General features: G+C 50.8%; 15 protein-coding genes and 1 other annotated feature (1 of these 16 cut by a window edge). Of the genes, 14 read left to right on the top strand and 1 reads right to left on the bottom strand.

From position 1 onward, the window contains the following. Nucleotides 1-131: a binding site (T-box leader), on the top strand (it extends 90 nt beyond the left edge of the window). Between the two features lie 93 nt (nt 132-224). The 13 genes from ileS to pyrE all read left to right on the top strand — a co-directional run bounded on the left by ileS (nt 225) and on the right by pyrE (nt 15,803). Beyond that, on the top strand, nt 225-2,993 hold the full coding sequence (ileS, locus tag BCOA_RS17940) for an isoleucine--tRNA ligase (protein WP_014095545.1): 2,769 nt from the start codon (nt 225-227) through the stop codon (nt 2,991-2,993). Nucleotides 2,994-3,194: 201 nt separating this feature from the next. Further along, a complete protein-coding gene (locus BCOA_RS17935; RefSeq protein ID WP_014095544.1) occupies nt 3,195-3,443 on the top strand; it encodes a hypothetical protein in 249 nt (82 codons plus the stop codon). 217 nt (nt 3,444-3,660) lie between these two features. Further along, entirely contained in the window at nt 3,661-4,158 is a 498-nt protein-coding gene (gene lspA, locus BCOA_RS17930) for a signal peptidase II (RefSeq protein WP_014095543.1), read from the top strand. Continuing rightward, the gene (locus BCOA_RS17925; RefSeq protein ID WP_014095542.1) at nt 4,130-5,041 is read left to right on the top strand and encodes an RluA family pseudouridine synthase; all 912 of its coding nucleotides are present in this window, start codon (nt 4,130-4,132) and stop codon (nt 5,039-5,041) included. Before lspA ends, BCOA_RS17925 begins: the two co-directional genes overlap by 29 nt. A gap of 169 nt (nt 5,042-5,210) precedes the next feature. Continuing rightward, complete coding sequence (gene pyrR, locus BCOA_RS17920; RefSeq protein WP_014095541.1) at nt 5,211-5,753, top strand: bifunctional pyr operon transcriptional regulator/uracil phosphoribosyltransferase PyrR; 543 nt, start codon at nt 5,211-5,213, stop codon at nt 5,751-5,753. Between the two features lie 231 nt (nt 5,754-5,984). Next, the gene (locus tag BCOA_RS17915) at nt 5,985-6,884 is read left to right on the top strand and encodes an aspartate carbamoyltransferase catalytic subunit (RefSeq protein ID WP_014095540.1); all 900 of its coding nucleotides are present in this window, start codon (nt 5,985-5,987) and stop codon (nt 6,882-6,884) included. 83 nt (nt 6,885-6,967) lie between these two features. Beyond that, a complete protein-coding gene (locus BCOA_RS17910; protein ID WP_272955395.1) occupies nt 6,968-8,230 on the top strand; it encodes a dihydroorotase in 1,263 nt (420 codons plus the stop codon). Next, the gene (locus BCOA_RS17905) at nt 8,227-9,324 is read left to right on the top strand and encodes a carbamoyl phosphate synthase small subunit (RefSeq protein WP_014095538.1); all 1,098 of its coding nucleotides are present in this window, start codon (nt 8,227-8,229) and stop codon (nt 9,322-9,324) included. Before BCOA_RS17910 ends, BCOA_RS17905 begins: the two co-directional genes overlap by 4 nt. After that, nucleotides 9,308-12,508: a carbamoyl-phosphate synthase large subunit gene (carB, locus tag BCOA_RS17900; protein ID WP_014095537.1), complete on the top strand. Its 3,201-nt coding sequence runs from the start codon at nt 9,308-9,310 to the stop codon at nt 12,506-12,508. Before BCOA_RS17905 ends, carB begins: the two co-directional genes overlap by 17 nt. After that, on the top strand, nt 12,505-13,281 hold the full coding sequence (locus BCOA_RS17895; RefSeq protein ID WP_014095536.1) for a dihydroorotate dehydrogenase electron transfer subunit: 777 nt from the start codon (nt 12,505-12,507) through the stop codon (nt 13,279-13,281). The genes carB and BCOA_RS17895 overlap by 4 nt, the downstream gene beginning before the upstream one ends. Before the next feature lie 317 nt (nt 13,282-13,598). Beyond that, on the top strand, nt 13,599-14,468 hold the full coding sequence (locus BCOA_RS17890; RefSeq protein WP_043052577.1) for a dihydroorotate dehydrogenase: 870 nt from the start codon (nt 13,599-13,601) through the stop codon (nt 14,466-14,468). After that, nucleotides 14,461-15,168 carry an orotidine-5'-phosphate decarboxylase gene (gene pyrF / locus BCOA_RS17885; protein WP_014095534.1) on the top strand — a complete coding sequence of 236 codons (708 nt, stop codon included), beginning with the start codon at nt 14,461-14,463 and terminating at the stop codon, nt 15,166-15,168. Before BCOA_RS17890 ends, pyrF begins: the two co-directional genes overlap by 8 nt. Continuing rightward, nucleotides 15,168-15,803 (top strand): orotate phosphoribosyltransferase, encoded by a 636-nt coding sequence (gene pyrE / locus BCOA_RS17880; protein WP_014095533.1) that lies wholly within the window; start codon nt 15,168-15,170, stop codon nt 15,801-15,803. The genes pyrF and pyrE overlap by 1 nt, the downstream gene beginning before the upstream one ends. 902 nt (nt 15,804-16,705) lie before the next feature. Here the strand turns inward: pyrE and BCOA_RS17870 are convergent. Further along, nucleotides 16,706-17,611 (bottom strand): nuclease-related domain-containing protein, encoded by a 906-nt coding sequence (locus BCOA_RS17870; protein WP_014095532.1) that lies wholly within the window; start codon nt 17,609-17,611, stop codon nt 16,706-16,708. Between the two features lie 88 nt (nt 17,612-17,699). Between BCOA_RS17870 and BCOA_RS17865 the strand changes: the two genes are divergently transcribed. Continuing rightward, nucleotides 17,700-18,809 carry a hypothetical protein gene (locus BCOA_RS17865; protein ID WP_014095531.1) on the top strand — a complete coding sequence of 370 codons (1,110 nt, stop codon included), beginning with the start codon at nt 17,700-17,702 and terminating at the stop codon, nt 18,807-18,809. Nucleotides 18,810-18,827 lie beyond the last annotated feature (18 nt).

The raw sequence follows: 18,827 nt of genomic DNA, 5'->3' as shown, positions 1-18,827 counted from the left end.
CCCCCTTGAGTTCTTGCCTTGAACGCCGAAAAGGCCAGTAGAGTTAAGCGGGACCTTCCACGTTACGGATGTCGAGCGGGCATATTGGATGCCTACTAGGGTGGTACCGCGGGAACCTTCTCGTCCCTATTTTGGGGATGGGAAGGTTTTTTTATTGGATTTTTGGCAAGGCTGAACATAACGAAAAATTCAAAATACAATATGCAAAAGGCAGGAGGATCAGCATGGATTACAAAGATACACTTTTAATGCCGAAAACGGATTTCCCGATGCGTGGAAATTTGCCGAAAAAAGAGCCGCAAATCCAGGCAAAATGGGAAGAAATGGATATTTATCAAAAGGTGATGAAACGCACGGAAGGAAGGCCGCTGTTTGTGCTCCACGACGGGCCTCCGTATGCAAACGGCGATCTCCATATGGGCCACGCCCTGAATAAAACATTGAAAGACATCATCAACCGGTTCAAATCGATGACGGGTTACCATGCCCCTTATGTACCGGGCTGGGATACGCACGGGCTGCCTATTGAGCAGGAACTGACAAAAAAAGGCGTAGACCGGAAATCAATGTCGGTTGCCGAATTCAGGAAACTGTGCGAAAAATATGCCCATGAGCAAATCGATCGCCAGCGGACAGCGTTTAAACGGCTCGGCGTGCGCGGCGACTGGGAAAATCCGTATTTAACGCTCCGGCCCGCATATGAAGCCGAGCAAATCAAAGTATTCGGGGAAATGGCGAAAAAAGGCTATATTTACAAAGGCCTGAAGCCGGTATACTGGTCCCCTTCCAGCGAATCCGCGCTTGCAGATGCAGAAATTGAGTACAAAGACATTAAATCGCCATCGATTTATGTTGCGTTCGACGTAAAAGACGGAAAAGGCGTGCTTGATACGGATACGAAAATCGTCATCTGGACGACGACCCCTTGGACCATTCCGTCAAACCTCGGCATTGCCGTCAATCCGGAGATCAACTATGTGGTCGTAAAAACGGGCGGCAACAAATATCTGGTTGCCGAAGCCCTGCTTGAAGAAGTAAGCAGCGTTTTGGAATGGGAAAACGCGGAAGTCGTTCAAACGGTTCCGGGGAAAAAGCTGGAGTACATTGTTGCAAAACATCCGCTGTACGGTCGCGATTCGCTCGTTATGCTCGGAGACCACGTCACAACCGACAGCGGGACCGGCTGCGTCCACACCTCACCTGGACACGGGGAAGATGACTTTCTCATCGGCAAAAAATACGGGCTTGATGTGATTTGTGCTGTAGATGACAAAGGCATGATGACAAAAGACGCGCCCGGTTTTGAAGGGCTGTTTTACGACAAAGCCAACAAACCGATCTGTGAAGCACTGGATCAGGCAGGTGCGCTTTTGAAACTGAAGTTTTTAACGCACTCGTACCCGCATGACTGGCGGACGAAAAAACCGGTAATTTTCCGGGCAACATCGCAATGGTTCGCATCGGTTGACATGTTCCGCGATGACATTTTGAAAGCCGTTGAAGAGGTCAACTGGACGCCTGTTTGGGGCGAACTCCGGATGCATAACATGATCCGCGACCGCGGCGACTGGTGCATCTCCCGCCAGCGTGCATGGGGCGTGCCGATCCCTGTTTTTTACGCGGAAAACGGCGAAGCGATCATCACGGAAGAAACCATCCGGCATGTGTCCGACCTGTTCCGCAAACACGGATCAAACGTCTGGTTTGAACGGGAAGCGAAAGACCTGCTTCCGGAAGGCTTTACGCACCCGGGCAGCCCGAACGGCGTATTTAAAAAAGAAACGGATATTATGGACGTCTGGTTCGATTCCGGTTCTTCCCATCAGGGCGTGCTGGCTGCACAAGAAGGCTTGAAACGGCCGGCTGATTTGTACCTTGAAGGCTCCGACCAGTACCGCGGCTGGTTTAACTCGTCGCTCATTACCAGTGTGGCGGTAACAGGGCGCGCCCCGTACGACGGCGTTTTAAGCCACGGGTTTGTGCTGGACGGCGAAGGCCGGAAGATGAGCAAATCGCTCGGCAATACGATTTTGCCTGGCAAAGTGGTTGAACAGCTGGGGGCTGACATCATCCGCTTGTGGGTCGCTTCCGTTGACTATCAGGCAGATGTCCGGGTTTCCAATGAAATTTTAAAACAAGTGTCCGAAGTCTACCGGAAAATCCGCAACACGTTCCGGTTTATGCTGGGCAATCTGAACGACTTCGACCCGGCCCGGCACCAAGTTGCCTATGAAGAGTTGCGCGAGGTCGACCGGTTTATGCTTGTCAAATTGAACAAGCTTGTAAAAGAAGTGCGGGAGGCTTATGAGCGGTACGAATTTGCCACCATTTACCATGCGGTGAACAATTTCTGTGCCACAGACCTCAGTTCGTTCTATATGGATTTTGCAAAAGACGTGCTGTACATCGAGCTTGCAGACAATCCGGAACGCCGTGCGATGCAAACCGTTTTGTATGAATGCCTTGTTGCCTTAACCAAGCTGTTGTCGCCGATTTTGCCGCATACAGCCGATGAAGTCTGGCAGTATATTCCGGGTGTCGCGGAAGAAAGCGTCCAGCTGACCGATATGCCGGAATATGTGGATTTGCCGGATGCTAGTGCGCTTGAAGAAAAATGGAATGCGTTTATGGCGCTCCGCGGAGACGTTTTAAAAGCATTGGAAGAAGCGCGGAATGCAAAAGTAATCGGGAAATCGCTGACGGCGAAAGTGACCTTGTATGTGAATGAGGAGACGAAAGCACTGCTTGACAGCATTTCGGAAAGCAAAAAGCAATTGTTCATTGTATCGGGATTTGAAGTGGCAGGCGCCATTGAAGACGCGCCGGAAAATGCGCTGAAGCTTGAACACGCGGCTATTGTCGTCGAAAAAGCGGAAGGCGAAACATGCGAACGGTGCTGGGTTGTAACGCCGGAAGTCGGCCTGGACCATGACCATCCGACGCTCTGCCCGCGCTGTGCACAAGTTGTGAAAACATTGATGCGGGAAGTGTGAAGCTTTAAGCCGGGGCTTGCATGAAGACATGCAGCGCCGGCTTTTTTAACGGATTTCAGCCCATTGCCAGCGCCGGATTTTAACTGGCAAAAACCGTTTGCCGCTGCATGATTTTGTTACTTTTAGAAAACGTTTTTCCGCAAACAAGCCTTGCCTGCGGGAATGCTAAAACCAACAAAGAAGCGGGGAGGCTGTTGGAAGATGCGTAAAGATCCGAAAATTTGGCTGCAATCGCTACGGGCTGAATTATCCGTATACGAGGCGAAACATGAGCTTGTGCAACATCTGGTTCAGGAGGAATTGAAAGAGATTGAGGCGGCATTGGACGGGTTCCACGGCACCCGGAAAGTTGACCCGGGCCTTGCGGAAATCCCTGCCCTGTTGCCTGCGGACCGGCAAACCATCCTGTCATACGGCAAAGTAACCGTCCCGTACGATCTTATTCACTAGAAAAGGGAGAAAGAAATGTCAAAAAGGGCATTGCTTTTGCGCAACTTCAATCAGCAAAAATGGTTTCCGCCTAAAAGAAGCTGGCAGGAACGGGCGGACCGGATCCAGCCGTCCGTTCTTTTCACTTCCTGCTGTTTATGCTAAAATGCAGAAAGAAATATATTCCGGACCAGGCGGTATTTTGCGCCTGCCGTAAACACAGGCGGAGGAAAAGCGATTGGTTATTTTTTATTATGCGGTTGCACTCATTGTGATCATCTTGGACCAGCTGGCCAAATGGCTCGTTTTAAAAGGGATGGCGCTCGGGGAAAGCATCGAAGTGATTCCGGGTTTCTTTTTTCTCACATCGACGCGCAACACAGGCGCTGCCTTCAGCATACTGGAAGGGCAGATGTGGCTATTTTATCTCATTACCCTAATTGTCATTGCCGGCATTCTTTATTACATACAAAAATATGCGAAAGATAGGGCGCTAGTCGGCATCAGCCTCGGCCTTATATTAGGAGGGGCAATCGGCAACTTTATTGACCGCCTGTTCCGCGGCGAAGTGGTTGATTTTGTCCATTTGCGTTTCGGCAGTTATGATTTTGCCATTTTTAACGTGGCGGATGCCAGTTTAACGATTGGCGTTGTATTGTTGCTGATTTCAATGCTTTTGGAAGACAGAAAGACAAAGGAGAAAACCGATGGAAAAAATGGATCACACCATTCTTGAACACGAAGCAAATGAACGGCTTGATAAAATGGTCTCTTCTATCCGGGAAGAATGGTCAAGATCACAAGTTCAGCAATGGATTAAAGATGGTGACATTACCGTAAACGGCAAAAAAGAAAAAGCAAATTACAGATTGCAAACAGGCGACTTGGTTGAAATTGAGGTGCCGGAGCCGGAATTGCCCGATATTGAACCGGAAGACTTGCATCTTGATATCTATTATGAAGATGCCGATGTGCTTGTTGTCAATAAACCAAAAGGCATGGTTGTCCATCCGTCAAATGGGCATTTTACAGGGACGCTTGTGAACGGCCTGATGTACCACTGCAAAGATCTATCGGGTATTAACGGCGTGCTCCGCCCCGGGATTGTCCACCGGATTGACAAGGACACATCCGGGCTGTTAATGGTGGCCAAAAACGATTACGCGCACGAAAAGCTGGCGGCGCAGCTCAGCGAAAAAACGGTAACCCGCAAATATTTTGCGCTTGTCCACGGCAATATTCCGCATGAAGCCGGCACCATTGACGCCCCGATCGGAAGGGACCCGGCTGACCGCCAGCGGATGGCCGTGGTCGATAACGGAAAAGACGCGGTGACCCATTTCCACGTGCTGGAACGGTTTGACCGGTATACATTTATCGAATGCCGGCTTGAAACGGGGCGCACCCACCAGATCCGCGTCCATATGAAGTATATCGGCCATCCTTTGGCAGGCGACCCGAAATACGGGCCGAAAAAAACGATTGATTTCGGCGGCCAGGCGCTCCACGCCGGGGTACTCGGTTTTTGCCACCCGCGCACCGGCGAAACGCTCACATTTGAAGCGCCGTTGCCGGATGATTTCGCGCATCTTTTAAACACAATGAGGCGCGGTCTGTGAACATCACGGTATAAAAAATATTGACAAACGGATGAAAAACGGGTAAGGTAAAAATAACTTCATAAGCCTTTTAAAAACAGTCCCGTGAGGCTGGCAAGGGAACGTTCATTTTACAAAGCCTTCCTGCCTTCGGTGCGGAAGGCTTTGATTTTTCCCGGGAGGAGACACCATGGCCCAAAAAGCGGTAGTAATGGATGAAATCATGATCCGCAGGGCGTTGACGCGGATCGCCCACGAAATCATTGAACGGAATAAAGGCATTGAAGACACGATGCTCATCGGGATTAAAACGCGCGGCATTTATCTCGCTGATCGCCTGGCGGAAAGGATTGAGAGAATCGAAGGGCGCAAAGTCGAAGTCGGCGAGCTGGACATCACGCTGTACCGCGATGATTTATCGAAAAAAACGGTAGACGGCGAACCGGAAGTGAAGGGCGCGAACCTGCCATCCAGCATCACCGGTAAAAAGATCGTGCTTGTCGATGATGTGCTCTATACAGGCAGGACAGTGCGCGCGGCGATGGACGCGCTGATGGATATCGGCCGCCCGAGCCGGATCCAGCTCGCGGTGCTCGTTGACCGCGGCCACCGGGAATTGCCGATCCGCCCCGACTTTATCGGAAAAAATATCCCGACGAGCCAGTCGGAAAGAATCGTTGTACAATTGACGGATGTGGACGGGCGGGACCTGGTCACAATCCACGATGTGTAATCCTTTTAAGCAAGCCCTGTGAGGTTTGCAAAGGAGGTTTGAAAGCCCCCTTTGTACCCTCACGGCAAAGGGGCTTTTTCATTGAAATGAATACGGAACACCTTTTAACTGCAAGTCCGGAGAGGCTTGGAAGGGTGCCGGCCGCGCAAGGCTTTTGACTTGCCGTGCCATTTCACGCACCCTGCCATAAGCAGGGTGCTTTTTTGGCTGAAAAACAAAGGAGGATGGAACATGCAGCATTTTCTGACGATATCCGATTTGGGCAATGAGGAAATTTTGGAACTTCTGGAAGAAGCCGATGCCTTTTCAAAAGGGGCCGTATGGAAAGCGCCGGAGCCGGTTTTTGCAGCCAATTTGTTTTACGAGCCGAGCACGCGGACAAAATGCAGCTTTGAAGTGGCAGAACGGCGGATTGGCCTTGAGCTGCTTCCGTTTGAAGTCGGGGCATCAAGCGTGCAAAAGGGTGAAACATTGTACGACACGGTGAAAACATTGCAGTCGATCGGCGTCAAAGTGGTGGTGATCCGTCACCAGGAAGATGAATATTACAGGCAGCTCGCAGGATTGGCGCTTTCGATTGTCAATGCGGGAGACGGCAGCGGTCAGCATCCGTCCCAATGCCTGCTTGATCTTTTGACGATCAAACAGGAATTCGGCGGCTTCCGCGGCTTAAAGGTGTGTATCATCGGCGATATCGTCCACAGCCGCGTTGCCAGATCAAACGCCGAAGCATTGAAAAAGCTTGGTGCCACCGTCACGTGTTCGGGGCCTGTAAAATGGTTTGACCCAACCATGCATCTCCCGTACGTTCCGGTCGATGACGGCGTAGCGGAAGCAGATGTCGTCATGCTGCTCCGCATCCAACATGAACGCCATCAAGAAACTGCCCATCTGACAAAAGAAGCGTACCACCGCGCATACGGGCTGACGGTGGAACGGGAACGGATGATGAAACCGGGCAGCATCATTATGCACCCGGCGCCGGTCAACCGCGATGTCGAGATTGCAACTAGCCTCGTGGAATGCAGCCGGTCGCGGATTTTTAAACAAATGGAAAACGGCGTGTTTGCACGGATGGCGATTTTAAAAACGATTTTACAGAAAGAAAAAGCGGTTTTCCAGACAGCTTGAAAAATGAAAATTGCTATGGATCGCGCTATTTTGACAAAACAGAAAAGGTGGTTTGCCAAGTGGACTGGTTAATTAAAGGCGGGATGGTTTTAGATGAAAAGGGAGAATCGGTAAAGCGGGATATCCGGATCAAAGATGGAAAAATTGCGGAAACCGGCTCGGAACTGAAAGAAGCGGGCGAACAGGTATATGATGCAACGGGGCTTACGGTTCTCCCCGGGTTTGTCGACTTGCATGTGCATTTGCGGGAACCGGGGTTCGAACAGAAGGAAACGATCCGCACCGGGACGATGGCCGCGGCAAAAGGCGGGTTTACAACGGTAGCGGCGATGCCAAACACCAAACCGGTTACCGACCGGCCGGCGCGCCTTTTGTCTCTAAAGGAAAAAATCAGCCGGGATGCAGTTGTGCGCGTGCTCCCTTATGCTGCCATCACCCTTGATGAAAAAGGCGGCGAACTCGTGGATTTTGCCGGTTTAAAAGCAGCAGGCGCCTTCGCGTTCACGGATGACGGCGTCGGCGTGCAGGAAGCGGGGCAGATGCTAGCTGCGATGGAACAGGCAAAAGCACTCGGTATGGCGGTCGTCGCCCATTGTGAAGACAATTCGCTCATCCGGGGCGGCTGCGTGCATGACGGATCTTTCGCGGCGGCGCACGGGTTAAAAGGGATCCCTTCCGTATGCGAGTCGGTGCAGATCGCCCGCGACGTGTTGCTTGCAGAACATACAGGCTGCCATTATCATGTCTGCCATATCAGCACGAAAGAATCCGTCCGGGTTGTTCGTGACGCAAAACGGGCCGGCATTCCAGTGACAGCCGAAGTGACACCGCACCATTTGCTCCTTTCTGAAGACGACATCCCGGGCCCTGATGCCAACTGGAAAATGAACCCGCCGCTCCGGTCGAAAAGAGACCGCGACGCCCTTATTGAAGGCCTTTTGGATGGCACGATTGATTTTATCGCCACTGACCACGCTCCGCATACCGCGGAGGAAAAAGCAAAAGGCATTGAACAGGCGCCATTTGGCATCACCGGATTTGAAACAGCTTTTCCGCTTTTATATACACATTTTGTTGAAACTGGCATATTTACGCTAAAACAGCTTGTTGACTGGATGACAATAAAGCCGGCTAGCGTGTTCGGTCTTCCATACGGGACGCTGAAAACAGGGGCACCCGCCGATATCACGGCAGTTAACCTGGCAGAAGAAAAAACAATTGACCCGGATCGCTTTTTATCGAAAGGAAAAAATACCCCGTTTTTGGGGTGTGTATGCAAAGGCTTCCCGCAAGCCACATGGGGAAGCGGAAAACTGGTATGGGAAAAGGAGCTGGCATTGAAATGAAAAGGCAACTGCTCTTGGAAGACGGCACGGTTTTTAAAGGGGAAGGTTTTGGCAGTGAAAAAGCGGCTTACGGGGAAATCGTTTTTACAACCGGGATGACTGGTTACCAGGAGACATTAACCGACCCGTCTTTTTACGGCCAGATCGTCACGTTCACCTACCCGCTCATCGGGAACTACGGCATCAACTGGAACGATTTTGAAGCGGTAAAGCCGTATGTGAAGGGGGTCGTGGTGAAAGAAGCGGCTTCGTACCCGTCAAACTGGCGGAGCACCTTAACGCTCGATACCTTTTTAAAAGAAAAAGGCATCCCCGGTATATCCGGCATTGACACCCGGAAACTGACAAGAAAAATCCGCGCTTTCGGTACGCTCAGGGCCGCCCTTTGTGCCGAAGACGAAGATCCGGAAGCCGTGATCAAAAATCTTCAAGCGAAACGAGCTATTCATGATGCCGTTGCACAAGTATCCACAAAGAAGCGTTACGAAATGGAAGGGCCCGGCAAACATATTGCCCTTGTCGATTTCGGCGCGAAAAAAAGCATTTTAACCGAACTTTCAAAACGAAACTGCCGCGTTACCGTGTTGCCGTATGATACAACGGCGGCGGACATTTTACAGCTCCGGCCGGATGGGGTGATGGTGTCAAACGGTCCCGGCAACCCGAAAGATGTCGCTTGTGCGGTTGATATGGTAAAAGGCATACTCGGGAAAGTGCCGCTTTTCGGGATTTGTCTCGGGCACCAGCTGTTTGCGTTAGCGTGCGGCGCCGATACGTTCAAATTAAAATTCGGCCACCGCGGCGCGAATCATCCTGTCCAGGACATCGAAACAGGGAAAACGGTGATCACCTCGCAGAACCACGGCTATGCGGTCGATGAACATTCGCTTGCCGGAACAGACCTTATCGTAACGGAACGGGCATTGAACGACGGCACGATTGAAGGACTGGCACATCGCAAATACCCTGCTTTTACCGTCCAGTACCACCCGGAAGCATCGCCAGGCCCGCACGATTCGAACCCGTTATTCGACAAGTTTTTAACCATGGTTGAAAAACAAAAGGAGGAACAAACCTATGCCAAAACGCACTGATATCGAAAAAATTCTTGTGATCGGATCCGGCCCGATCGTGATCGGCCAGGCTGCAGAATTTGATTACGCCGGCACGCAGGCCTGCCTTGCTTTAAAAGAAGAAGGGTATCATGTCGTTTTGGTCAATTCCAATCCGGCAACGATTATGACCGATACGGAAATGGCGGATAAAATCTACATCGAACCGCTTACGCCGGCATTTGTCGCCCGCATCATCCGCAAAGAACGCCCGGATGCCCTCCTGCCGACGCTTGGTGGCCAGACCGGTCTCAACATTGCAATGGAACTGGCGAAATCCGGCATCCTTGACGAGTACGGCGTCGAAGTGCTCGGAACAAGACTGGGCGCCATCGAGCAGGCGGAAGACCGGGAAGCGTTCCGCGAACTGATGGGAAAACTTGGCGAGCCGGTGCCGGACAGCATGATCATCCATACACTCGAAGAAGCTTACCGTTTTATCGAAAAAGCGGGCTACCCGGTCATCGTCCGTCCGGCTTACACGCTGGGCGGAACGGGCGGCGGCATCTGCCGTAATGAAGAGGAGCTGATCGAAACCGTATCAGGCGGATTGCGCCAGAGCCCTGTCCACCAGTGCCTGCTCGAAAAAAGCATTGCCGGCTTTAAAGAAATCGAATACGAAGTGATGCGCGACAGCGAAGACCATGCCATCGTCGTCTGCAACATGGAAAACATTGACCCGGTCGGCGTCCATACCGGCGATTCGATTGTCGTCGCCCCAAGCCAGACGTTAAGCGACAAAGAATACCAGATGCTGCGCAATGTTTCATTGAAAATTATCCGCGCCCTCGGCATCGAAGGCGGCTGCAATGTACAGTTCGCGCTTGACCCGGACAGTTTTCAATATTATGTAATCGAAGTCAACCCGCGCGTCAGCCGTTCATCTGCGCTCGCTTCGAAAGCAACCGGATACCCGATTGCGAAACTGTCAGCGAAAATTGCAGTCGGGCTCACGCTGGCCGAGATGAAAAACCCGGTCACCGGCACTTCTTACGCCAATTTTGAACCGGCGCTTGATTATGTCGTCACAAAAATTCCGCGGTTCCCGTTCGATAAGTTTGAACAGGCATACCGCAGACTTGGCACGCAAATGAAAGCAACGGGCGAAGTAATGGCGATCGGCCGCACATTTGAAGAATCGCTGTTAAAAGCAGTACGGTCGCTTGAAATCGGCGTCCATCATTTGGAACTCGAGGAAGCATCCGGTATGGGCGTGATCGAAAAAAGGATCAAAAATGCCGGCGACGAACGCCTTTTTTACATCGCAGAAGCGCTAAGAAAGGGTGTCACGATCGGGCAGCTGCATGACTGGAGCAAAATCGACTTGTTTTTCCTTCATAAGCTGGAAAACATCATCCGCTTTGAAAACACGCTTCAGGAGGCGCAATGGGACAAAGAGGCGGCCCGGAAAGCAAAAGAAATGGGCTTTGCCGATCAGACGATTGCCGGGCTGTGGAAAACGACAGAAGAAAAAGTGTACGCATGGCGCAAAGAGAATGGCATTTTACCGGTCTATAAAATGGTCGATACATGTGCCGGCGAATTCGCATCAGAAACGCCGTATTTTTACGGTACATATGAAGAAGAAAACGAATCGGTTGTGACAAACAGAAAAAGCATCATTGTCCTCGGTTCCGGCCCGATCCGGATCGGCCAGGGAATCGAGTTTGACTATGCAACCGTCCATGCGGTGTGGGCAATCCAGGAAGCCGGGTACGAAGCGATCATCATTAACAACAACCCGGAAACCGTCTCCACCGATTTCAGCATCTCTGACAAGCTCTATTTTGAACCGCTGACGATTGAAGATGTCATGCATATCATCGATTTGGAACAGCCGGAAGGGGTTGTTGTCCAGTTCGGCGGCCAGACGGCGATCAATCTCGCGGAACAGCTCGCAAACCGCGGGGTGCGCATTCTCGGCACTTCGCTTGAAAATCTCGATCGTGCCGAAGACCGCGACAAATTCGACCATTTGTTAAACCGGCTCGGCATTAAACGCCCGCTTGGAAAAACCGGCACTTCGGCGGAAGAAGCCGTCCGAATTGCGGCCGAAATCGGCTATCCGGTGCTCGTGCGCCCGTCGTTTGTGCTCGGCGGACGGGCGATGGAAATCGTCTACCATGAAGAAGACTTGCGCCAGTATATGAAACACGCGGTGAAAGTCAGCCCGAACCAGCCGGTTTTGATTGACCGCTATGTGACAGGGCAGGAGTTTGAAGTCGATGTGATCGCGGACGGCCGGGATATTTTAATCCCGGGCATCGTGGAACATATTGAACGGGCCGGCGTCCACTCCGGCGACTCGATCGCAGTCTATCCGCCGCAGCGGCTTTCCGAGGCATTAAAAGCGGAAATGGTGGAGACGTGCCGCAAGCTTGCTTCAGAGCTTGAAATCAAAGGGTTAATGAACATCCAGTTTATCGTCTCGCACAATGAACTCTTTGTGATCGAAGTGAACCCGCGCTCAAGCCGGACGGTTCCGTTTTTAAGCAAAATTACCGATGTCCCGATGGCAAAACTCGCGATGAAAGTGATTTTAGGCGAATCGCTTGAAAATCTCGGCTATGGCACCGGCTTGAGGCCGGAAAAAGCGGAGGTGTTCGTGAAAGTGCCGGTCTTCTCTTTTGCAAAATTGAAGCGGGTGGAACCGACACTCGGACCGGAAATGAAATCGACGGGAGAAGTGATGGGTTGCGACCGTACATTTGAAAAAGCGCTGTACAAAGGGCTCGTTGCAGCAGGCATGAAGCTTTCGCCGGATGGCAGCATCCTGTTTACGGTTGCCGATAAAGACAAACCGGAAGCCCTGCCGCTTGCGAAACGCTTTGTCGAGATCGGTTTTACCTTAAAAGCAACGGCGGGAACGGCAAAATTTTTAAGGGAAAACGGCCTGGCTGTCGAAGAAGTGGAAAAAATTGGCGGCGAAGGGGCGACCGTGCTCGACTCGATCCAAAGGGGCGATGTGCAATTTGTCCTGAACACGATCACAAAAGGCCGGGAATACGAACGCGACGGCTTCCGGATCCGCAGGGAAGCAGTCGAATGCGGCATCCCGTGCCTGACTTCGCTTGATACAGCAGCAGCCATCGTATCCATTTTGGAATCGATAAGTTTTTCGATCATGCCGATGGTGCAGGGGGCAAAGCAGGCGGTGCACGCATGATCCAGGAATATATGATCGTGAAAAGCAACCGGCTCATTGCGCAGGATATTTGGGAAATGGTGCTTGCCGGCAGTTTGGTCCGGCAAATCGCCCGCCCCGGACAGTTTGTTCATGTGAAAGCGGGAAGCGGGTTTGATCCCCTGTTGCGCCGTCCGATCAGCATCGCGGCGGTGGACCGCAAAAACGGCGCGCTTACTTTGTTGTACCGGGTGCAGGGAAAAGGAACGCGCCTGATGGCAAACATGGCACCCGGCGCACGGCTCGATGTGCTCGGCCCCCTTGGCAACGGGTTCCCGGTGGACGCGCTTCGCCCCGGGCAAAAAGCGCTCCTTGTCGGCGGCGGCATCGGGGTCCCGCCGCTGTACGAGCTGTCCCGGCAGCTTAAAGCAGGCGGCGTTGAAGTCCGCCACGTGCTCGGGTTTGAATCGGCGGCCCACGCTTTTTACGTGGAGAAGTTTTCAACCCTTGCCCCGACATCCGTCGCAACGGTGGACGGTTCATGGGGGACGAAAGGGTTTGTAACGGATGTACTGGCGGCGGAGAATTGGGCATTTGACTGTTTGTACGCATGCGGCCCGGCTGCGATGCTGCGCGCATTGGAAGCGGCATACCCGGGGCAGCGCGGCTTTTTCTCGCTTGAAGAACGGATGGCGTGCGGAACCGGCGCTTGCTACGGGTGCGTCTGCCGCCCGAAAAATGACCCAACCGGCACCGCTTCGAAAAAAGTATGCAGCGACGGGCCTGTATTTGAAATGGGGGAGATCCTAATATGACCGAGTTACCTGAACACCATGATGAAAGACGGGAAGTAAAGCACCGCGTTCCCCCGGATTTGCCTGAACATCATGCTGCAAGACGGGAAATAGAGCACCGTGTTCTTCCGGATTTGCCTGAACATCATGCTGAAAGACGGGAAATAGAGCGCCGTGTTCCCCCGGATTTGTCTGAACATCATGCTGAAAGACGGGGAATAGAGTGTCGTGTTCCCCCGGATTCACCTAAAGACCATGCCGAAAGACGGGGAATAAAGCGCCGTGTTCTTCCGGATTTGCACGTCGAACTGCCGGGCTTGTCCTTGAAAAATCCGGTCATGCCGGCATCGGGCTGCTTCGGTTTCGGGCGTGAGTACAGCCGCTGGTATGATTTGAGCGAACTGGGCGCGATCATGATTAAAGCGACAACAACAGAACCGCGCTTCGGCAACCCGGTCCCGCGGATTGCGGAAACGGAAGCCGGCATGCTGAATGCAATCGGCCTGCAAAATCCGGGGCTGGAAAGTGTGCTTGTGGAAGAGCTCCCGTTTTTACAGTCATATGATGTTCCAATCATTGCGAATGTAGCGGGCTCCACTTTTGAAGATTATGTCTACGTGTCCACCCGCCTTTCAAAAGCGCCGAATGTGCACGCGCTTGAACTCAATATTTCCTGCCCAAACGTGAAATCCGGCGGCATCGCATTCGGTACCGATCCGGAGATGGCGTTTGAACTGACACGGCAAGTAAAAGCTGTTTCGGAAGTGCCGGTGTATGTAAAACTTTCCCCGAATGTCACGGATATTGTGGCGATTGCCAAGGCAGCAGAAGCCGGCGGTGCCGACGGGCTCACGATGATTAACACACTCCTTGGCATGAAAATCGATTTGAAAACGGCGCGCCCGCTTCTCGCCAATGAAACAGGGGGGCTCTCGGGACCGGCCGTCAAACCGGTTGCTGTCCGGATGATTTACGAGGTGAGCCGGGAAGTGGATATCCCGATTATCGGCATGGGCGGTATTATGACGGCAGAAGATGCAGTGGAATTTTTATACGCCGGCGCCAGTGCAGTCGCAGTCGGTACCGCGAATTTTATTGATCCGCTCGCCTGCCCGCGCATCATCCGTGAACTGCCGGCTGTGATGGAACAGCTCGGCGCCGAAAGCATTCAAGACCTGATAGGAAGGAGCCACACGCAGCATGCATAAACCGATCATCGCCCTTGATTTTTCATCGGAAGAAGAAACGCTCGCTTTTTTACAGCAGTTTGGCGGCGAACCGCTCTATGTCAAAGTGGGAATGGAACTGTTTTACCAGACCGGCCCTTGTTTGATTGCTGCCCTCAAAGAAATGGGGCATGATATTTTTCTTGATTTAAAGTTGCATGACATTCCACATACAGTGGGGCGGGCAATGAAAGGGCTGGCACGGCTTGGAGTGGATATGGTGAACGTCCATGCCGCCGGCGGTTCGGACATGATGAAAGCCGCTTTGGCTGGTTTGGAAGCCGGCACCCCTGCAGGGAAAAAACGCCCGGCGATTCTCGCAGTAACACAGCTAACAAGCACCTCTGAAACGCAAATGCAAAAAGAACAGGGCATTTTAAAACCGCTGCGCGAATCAGTGCTGGATTACGCTGTGCTTGCTTATGATGCAGGGCTTGACGGTGTTGTCTGCTCCGCATTTGAAGCCCCTGATATTACGGCGCGGCTCGGCGGGGCGTTTTTGAAAGTGGTGCCGGGCATCCGGCTGGCCGGAGATGATGTTTCCGATCAGAAACGTGTCGTTACACCTGCGAAGGCAAGGGAACTCGGTTCGACCGCAATTGTCGTCGGGCGTTCGATTACGAAAGCGCCCGACCCGTACGAAGCTTATTTAAAAGTGAAACAACAATGGGGGAACGAATAATGGAAAAATACATTGCCGGACAATTGCTTGACATTGAAGCTGTTTTTTTAAAACCCGGTGAACCTTTTACATGGTCATCCGGAATCAAATCGCCAATTTACTGCGATAATCGCATTACATTGTCCTATCCGAACCTGCGGAAAGAAATCGCCATCGGACTGAAAAAGCTGATCGAAGCACACTTCCCGGAAACGGAAGTGGTGGCAGGCACGGCAACTGCCGGGATTGCCCACGCCGCTTTTGTCAGCGACCTGATGAATTTGCCAATGGTATACGTCCGTTCGAGTGCAAAAACACACGGCAAGGGCAACCAGATCGAAGGGCGGGTTTCCACCGGGCAAAAAGTTGTCGTTGTCGAAGATTTAATTTCAACCGGCGGCAGCGTGCTCACCGTTGTCCGCGCATTACGGGAAGCCGGCTGCGAAGTGCTCGGCGTTGTCTCGATTTTTACATATGAACTTCCGGCCGGAGCGGCAAATTTTGCAAAAGAAGGCATCACCGCTTACTCCTTATCGAATTACTCCACACTGCTTCAGGTTGGCGTAGAAAGGGGGCTGATCCGGGAAGAAGACTTGGCGACACTCGAGGAATGGCGGCGGGAACCGGAGGAATGGGGGAAATCCAAAAAGGGCTGAACAAGATACTTTGGTTTGCTATTAAAATATGGCAAAAGTAAGCTTACTGTTGTTTCAGAGAGGCATTTAAAAGGACAAATGAAATCGCGGGACCATAGCAAATTTTTTTTGGAGTATTCAAGACAAAAAGGAGCCGCACCTAGGCCTGAAATGTTTTTTTCAAGCTGTCAAAAGGACAAAACACCCTGCATCCGGGCTCGGAATGTCTTTTTGAAGCTGCCAAAAGGACAAAACACGTTGCATCTGGGCTCGGAATGTCCTTTTGAAAGTCAAAAGGACAAAACAAGCTGTATCTGGGCCCGAAATGTCTTTTTGAAGCTGTCAAAAGGACAAAACAAGCTGTATCTGGGCTCGGAATGTCCTTTTGAAGCTGCCAAAAGGACAAAAGGAGTCGCGACTGGACCCAAAGTGTCTTTTTGAAGCTGTCAAAAGGACAAAACAAGCTGTATCTGGGCTCGGAATGTCCTTTTGAAGCTGCCAAAAGGACAAAACACGTTGCATCCGGTCCCGAAATGTCCTTTTGAAGCAGTCAAAAGGACAAAACGCGTTGCATCGGGGTCCAAAATGTCTTTTTGAAGCTGTCAAAAGGACAAAACAAGCTGTATCTGGGCTCGGAATGTCCTTTTGAAGCTGCCAAAAGGACAAAAGGAGCCGTGAACTGAAACAAAATGTCCTTTTGAAGCTGTCAAAAGGACAAAAGGAGCCGTGGACCGGAGCAAATTGTTCTTTTGGAGCATCCAAAAGGACAAAAGGAGCCATTGACCGGAACAAAATGTCTTTTTGGAGTGTTCAAAAGGACAAAAATAACCGGGGAACTGAGCATATTTGGTCTTTTTGAAGTGTCAAAATACCAAATGCTTTTCCCCGGTAGAATTTCTAATTCATAAGTTTGTGATCATCAATTACTCATAGTAAGACCATCTTCCACCTCTGAACTTATTGAAATTTTTTGCCAGTATCCTGCTCACCCTTTTTTTCGATTCCACAATCCTGCACCAGTCAAAAATATCATTTGTTGTAATCTTCCGCTCTGGAAACAACATCCGAAATTCTCTGACACTGCGGAGGACCGCGGCCTCAACAGATTCAGCATGTCCACAATCCTCACAAATCATTGCATGCCCTTTTACCGCACAGGAAAAAGAACCACAAGCGTCGCACACAATGCCTTTCCGCAATTGATCATACTCATATTTCGGCAAATGAAGAAAAGGCGATTCTTCTATATGCAGCGAAGATAGCTTTTCTGCCAGCCTTCTATGCTTTCCGCTCAGCTTTGCAGAAATTGCATTCAAATCTTTTATATACCGTTTTAACTGATTCGGGAAAATAAATGGCGCACTCAGGGGTGCCTGGTACAGGGTAAATTCGGGGTTTACAAAAACAACGGAAGCCGAGACCGGCATATTGAAACCGAGCGAGAGAATCAACTGCCGGAAAAGCGATTCGCAACGTTTGACCTGAAGCAGCGCATTGTTGATTTCAGACTTATTTTTTGTAAAAATTCTGTCCCGCTCGTAATAAAAATCGCCTTCATAATTTTTCACTTCAAACAGGTAAATGGTTTCGCCGGTAATCATGAGGGCATCAATCTGGAACGTAGCATTGTTGCAGGAAAGCCGCAAATCATTCAGTACAAAACAATCACATGTAAGTGCTGCTGTTAAAGAGTCAAAATACCGCTCGCCTTCGTCCCCTTTTTCCAAATTCCGGAGATACTGGATGTCTTTTTCATGGAGTTTCATCCGGTTGTTCAGCGACTTTAAAAGAGCACATTCAAGTGAAGTTTTTCTTTCCTTGAAAAGCATCGTTCACATCCTTTCTAAAATTCAGACTTCACACCCATTATAAGCTACTTTTTGTATAATATAAATATCAATTTTCGCAGGTGAGCAGATGAAAAATTTACGGATTGAGCAAACGAATGAAATGATATTGGATAAATTCGGAATGGGCATAGTAGAGTTCCTTATCAGCCAGACTCATCTCGCATCAAGGCTGAATAGCGCCAAGTCAGAAACCATTAAAAGGAATCCCGGCTATTCAAACGGGGACATCGCGAAGGCCTATATCGGGCTGCTTTGCCTTGGAAAAAATAAGTTTGCTGAAATTGAACCGTTACGGAGCGACTATGATTTCCGTCCTTTTTTAAAATTGGAAAGGGTTCCCTCGCCGGCTGTCTTGGAGCACCGTCTGGACGAGGCAGCTTTATCAGAAGAATGGAAACAGATCATCCTTGAAGAGTCTCTTCACCTGCTTCGCAAGGCTGGTGCACCTATCAACCCGGTGACCATACAAGGCAAAAGTTTTATACCGGTGGATGTTGCAATGCCGTTTGCTTTTATTGGAAAGGAAGGGTACTGCCTTTCCTTTGGACAAGAAACGAGCGTGTCGGTCCGTGCTGCTGAACAATTGGCGGAAGGTGCTTTCCTTTGGCGGCTCGAGGCAAAAGAAGGATCCGAAATTGCGGCAAAACTGCTGGACCTTAACATCGATTTTGTGATGAAACTTCAGACAGATGCTAGCACTTGGGTAGAAACTGCACGGAAACACGGCACATGCTCATCCGAACGGGAAGGAAAAAACGTTTACTTTGGATCTGTTGCGGAAACCAACACGACAGCCGGGGCAAAAAAACCAGCCTATTATGTTTTTAAACTCATTGAAACAACCATTGATAAAAACGGGCAAATCCTTTTGATTCCAGAGTATGAAGCGGATGTGTACATGACAACGCTCGATATTCCGCCGGAAGCTGTGCCAAGGCTTTACGACGAACACCGGAAAGTCTGTAAATCGTTGATACGGGAATTTAGGTTTGATCTTGGTTTTAAACAGCTGCCTTCCCGGAATCAAAAAACGAATGAGCTTGCCCTGCATTTTGGCATATACGCTTACAATCTGCTTCGCTTTGCCGGTCAGGGAAAAGCCCGATTGAAACGAATACGTGAGACTATCAGGGATCTGCCAAAGATGGTGATTAAAGAAGTAGAGGCAGAAGAATAATATTGAACTTTAAATTTT

It is taken from the genome of Heyndrickxia coagulans 36D1 (assembly GCF_000169195.2).
GTDB classification, from domain to species: domain Bacteria; phylum Bacillota; class Bacilli; order Bacillales; family Bacillaceae_C; genus Weizmannia; species Weizmannia faecalis.
This window is presented reverse-complemented; position numbering and strand designations above follow the sequence as displayed.

Excerpts from the sequence above, each read along its gene's own strand:
- ileS (WP_014095545.1), top strand. The coding sequence starts at position 225 with ATGGATTACAAAGATACACTTTTAATGCCGAAAACGGATTTCCCGATG.
- BCOA_RS17935 (WP_014095544.1), top strand. The coding sequence starts at position 3,195 with ATGCGTAAAGATCCGAAAATTTGGCTGCAATCGCTACGGGCTGAATTA.
- BCOA_RS17925 (WP_014095542.1), top strand. The coding sequence starts at position 4,130 with ATGGAAAAAATGGATCACACCATTCTTGAACACGAAGCAAATGAACGG.
- pyrR (WP_014095541.1), top strand. The coding sequence starts at position 5,211 with ATGGCCCAAAAAGCGGTAGTAATGGATGAAATCATGATCCGCAGGGCG.
- BCOA_RS17915 (WP_014095540.1), top strand. The coding sequence starts at position 5,985 with ATGCAGCATTTTCTGACGATATCCGATTTGGGCAATGAGGAAATTTTG.
- BCOA_RS17910 (WP_272955395.1), top strand. The coding sequence starts at position 6,968 with ATGGTTTTAGATGAAAAGGGAGAATCGGTAAAGCGGGATATCCGGATC.
- BCOA_RS17905 (WP_014095538.1), top strand. The coding sequence starts at position 8,227 with ATGAAAAGGCAACTGCTCTTGGAAGACGGCACGGTTTTTAAAGGGGAA.
- carB (WP_014095537.1), top strand. The coding sequence starts at position 9,308 with ATGCCAAAACGCACTGATATCGAAAAAATTCTTGTGATCGGATCCGGC.
- BCOA_RS17895 (WP_014095536.1), top strand. The coding sequence starts at position 12,505 with ATGATCCAGGAATATATGATCGTGAAAAGCAACCGGCTCATTGCGCAG.
- BCOA_RS17890 (WP_043052577.1), top strand. The coding sequence starts at position 13,599 with ATGCCGGCATCGGGCTGCTTCGGTTTCGGGCGTGAGTACAGCCGCTGG.
- pyrF (WP_014095534.1), top strand. The coding sequence starts at position 14,461 with ATGCATAAACCGATCATCGCCCTTGATTTTTCATCGGAAGAAGAAACG.
- pyrE (WP_014095533.1), top strand. The coding sequence starts at position 15,168 with ATGGAAAAATACATTGCCGGACAATTGCTTGACATTGAAGCTGTTTTT.
- BCOA_RS17870 (WP_014095532.1), bottom strand. The coding sequence starts at position 17,611 with ATGCTTTTCAAGGAAAGAAAAACTTCACTTGAATGTGCTCTTTTAAAG.
- BCOA_RS17865 (WP_014095531.1), top strand. The coding sequence starts at position 17,700 with ATGAAAAATTTACGGATTGAGCAAACGAATGAAATGATATTGGATAAA.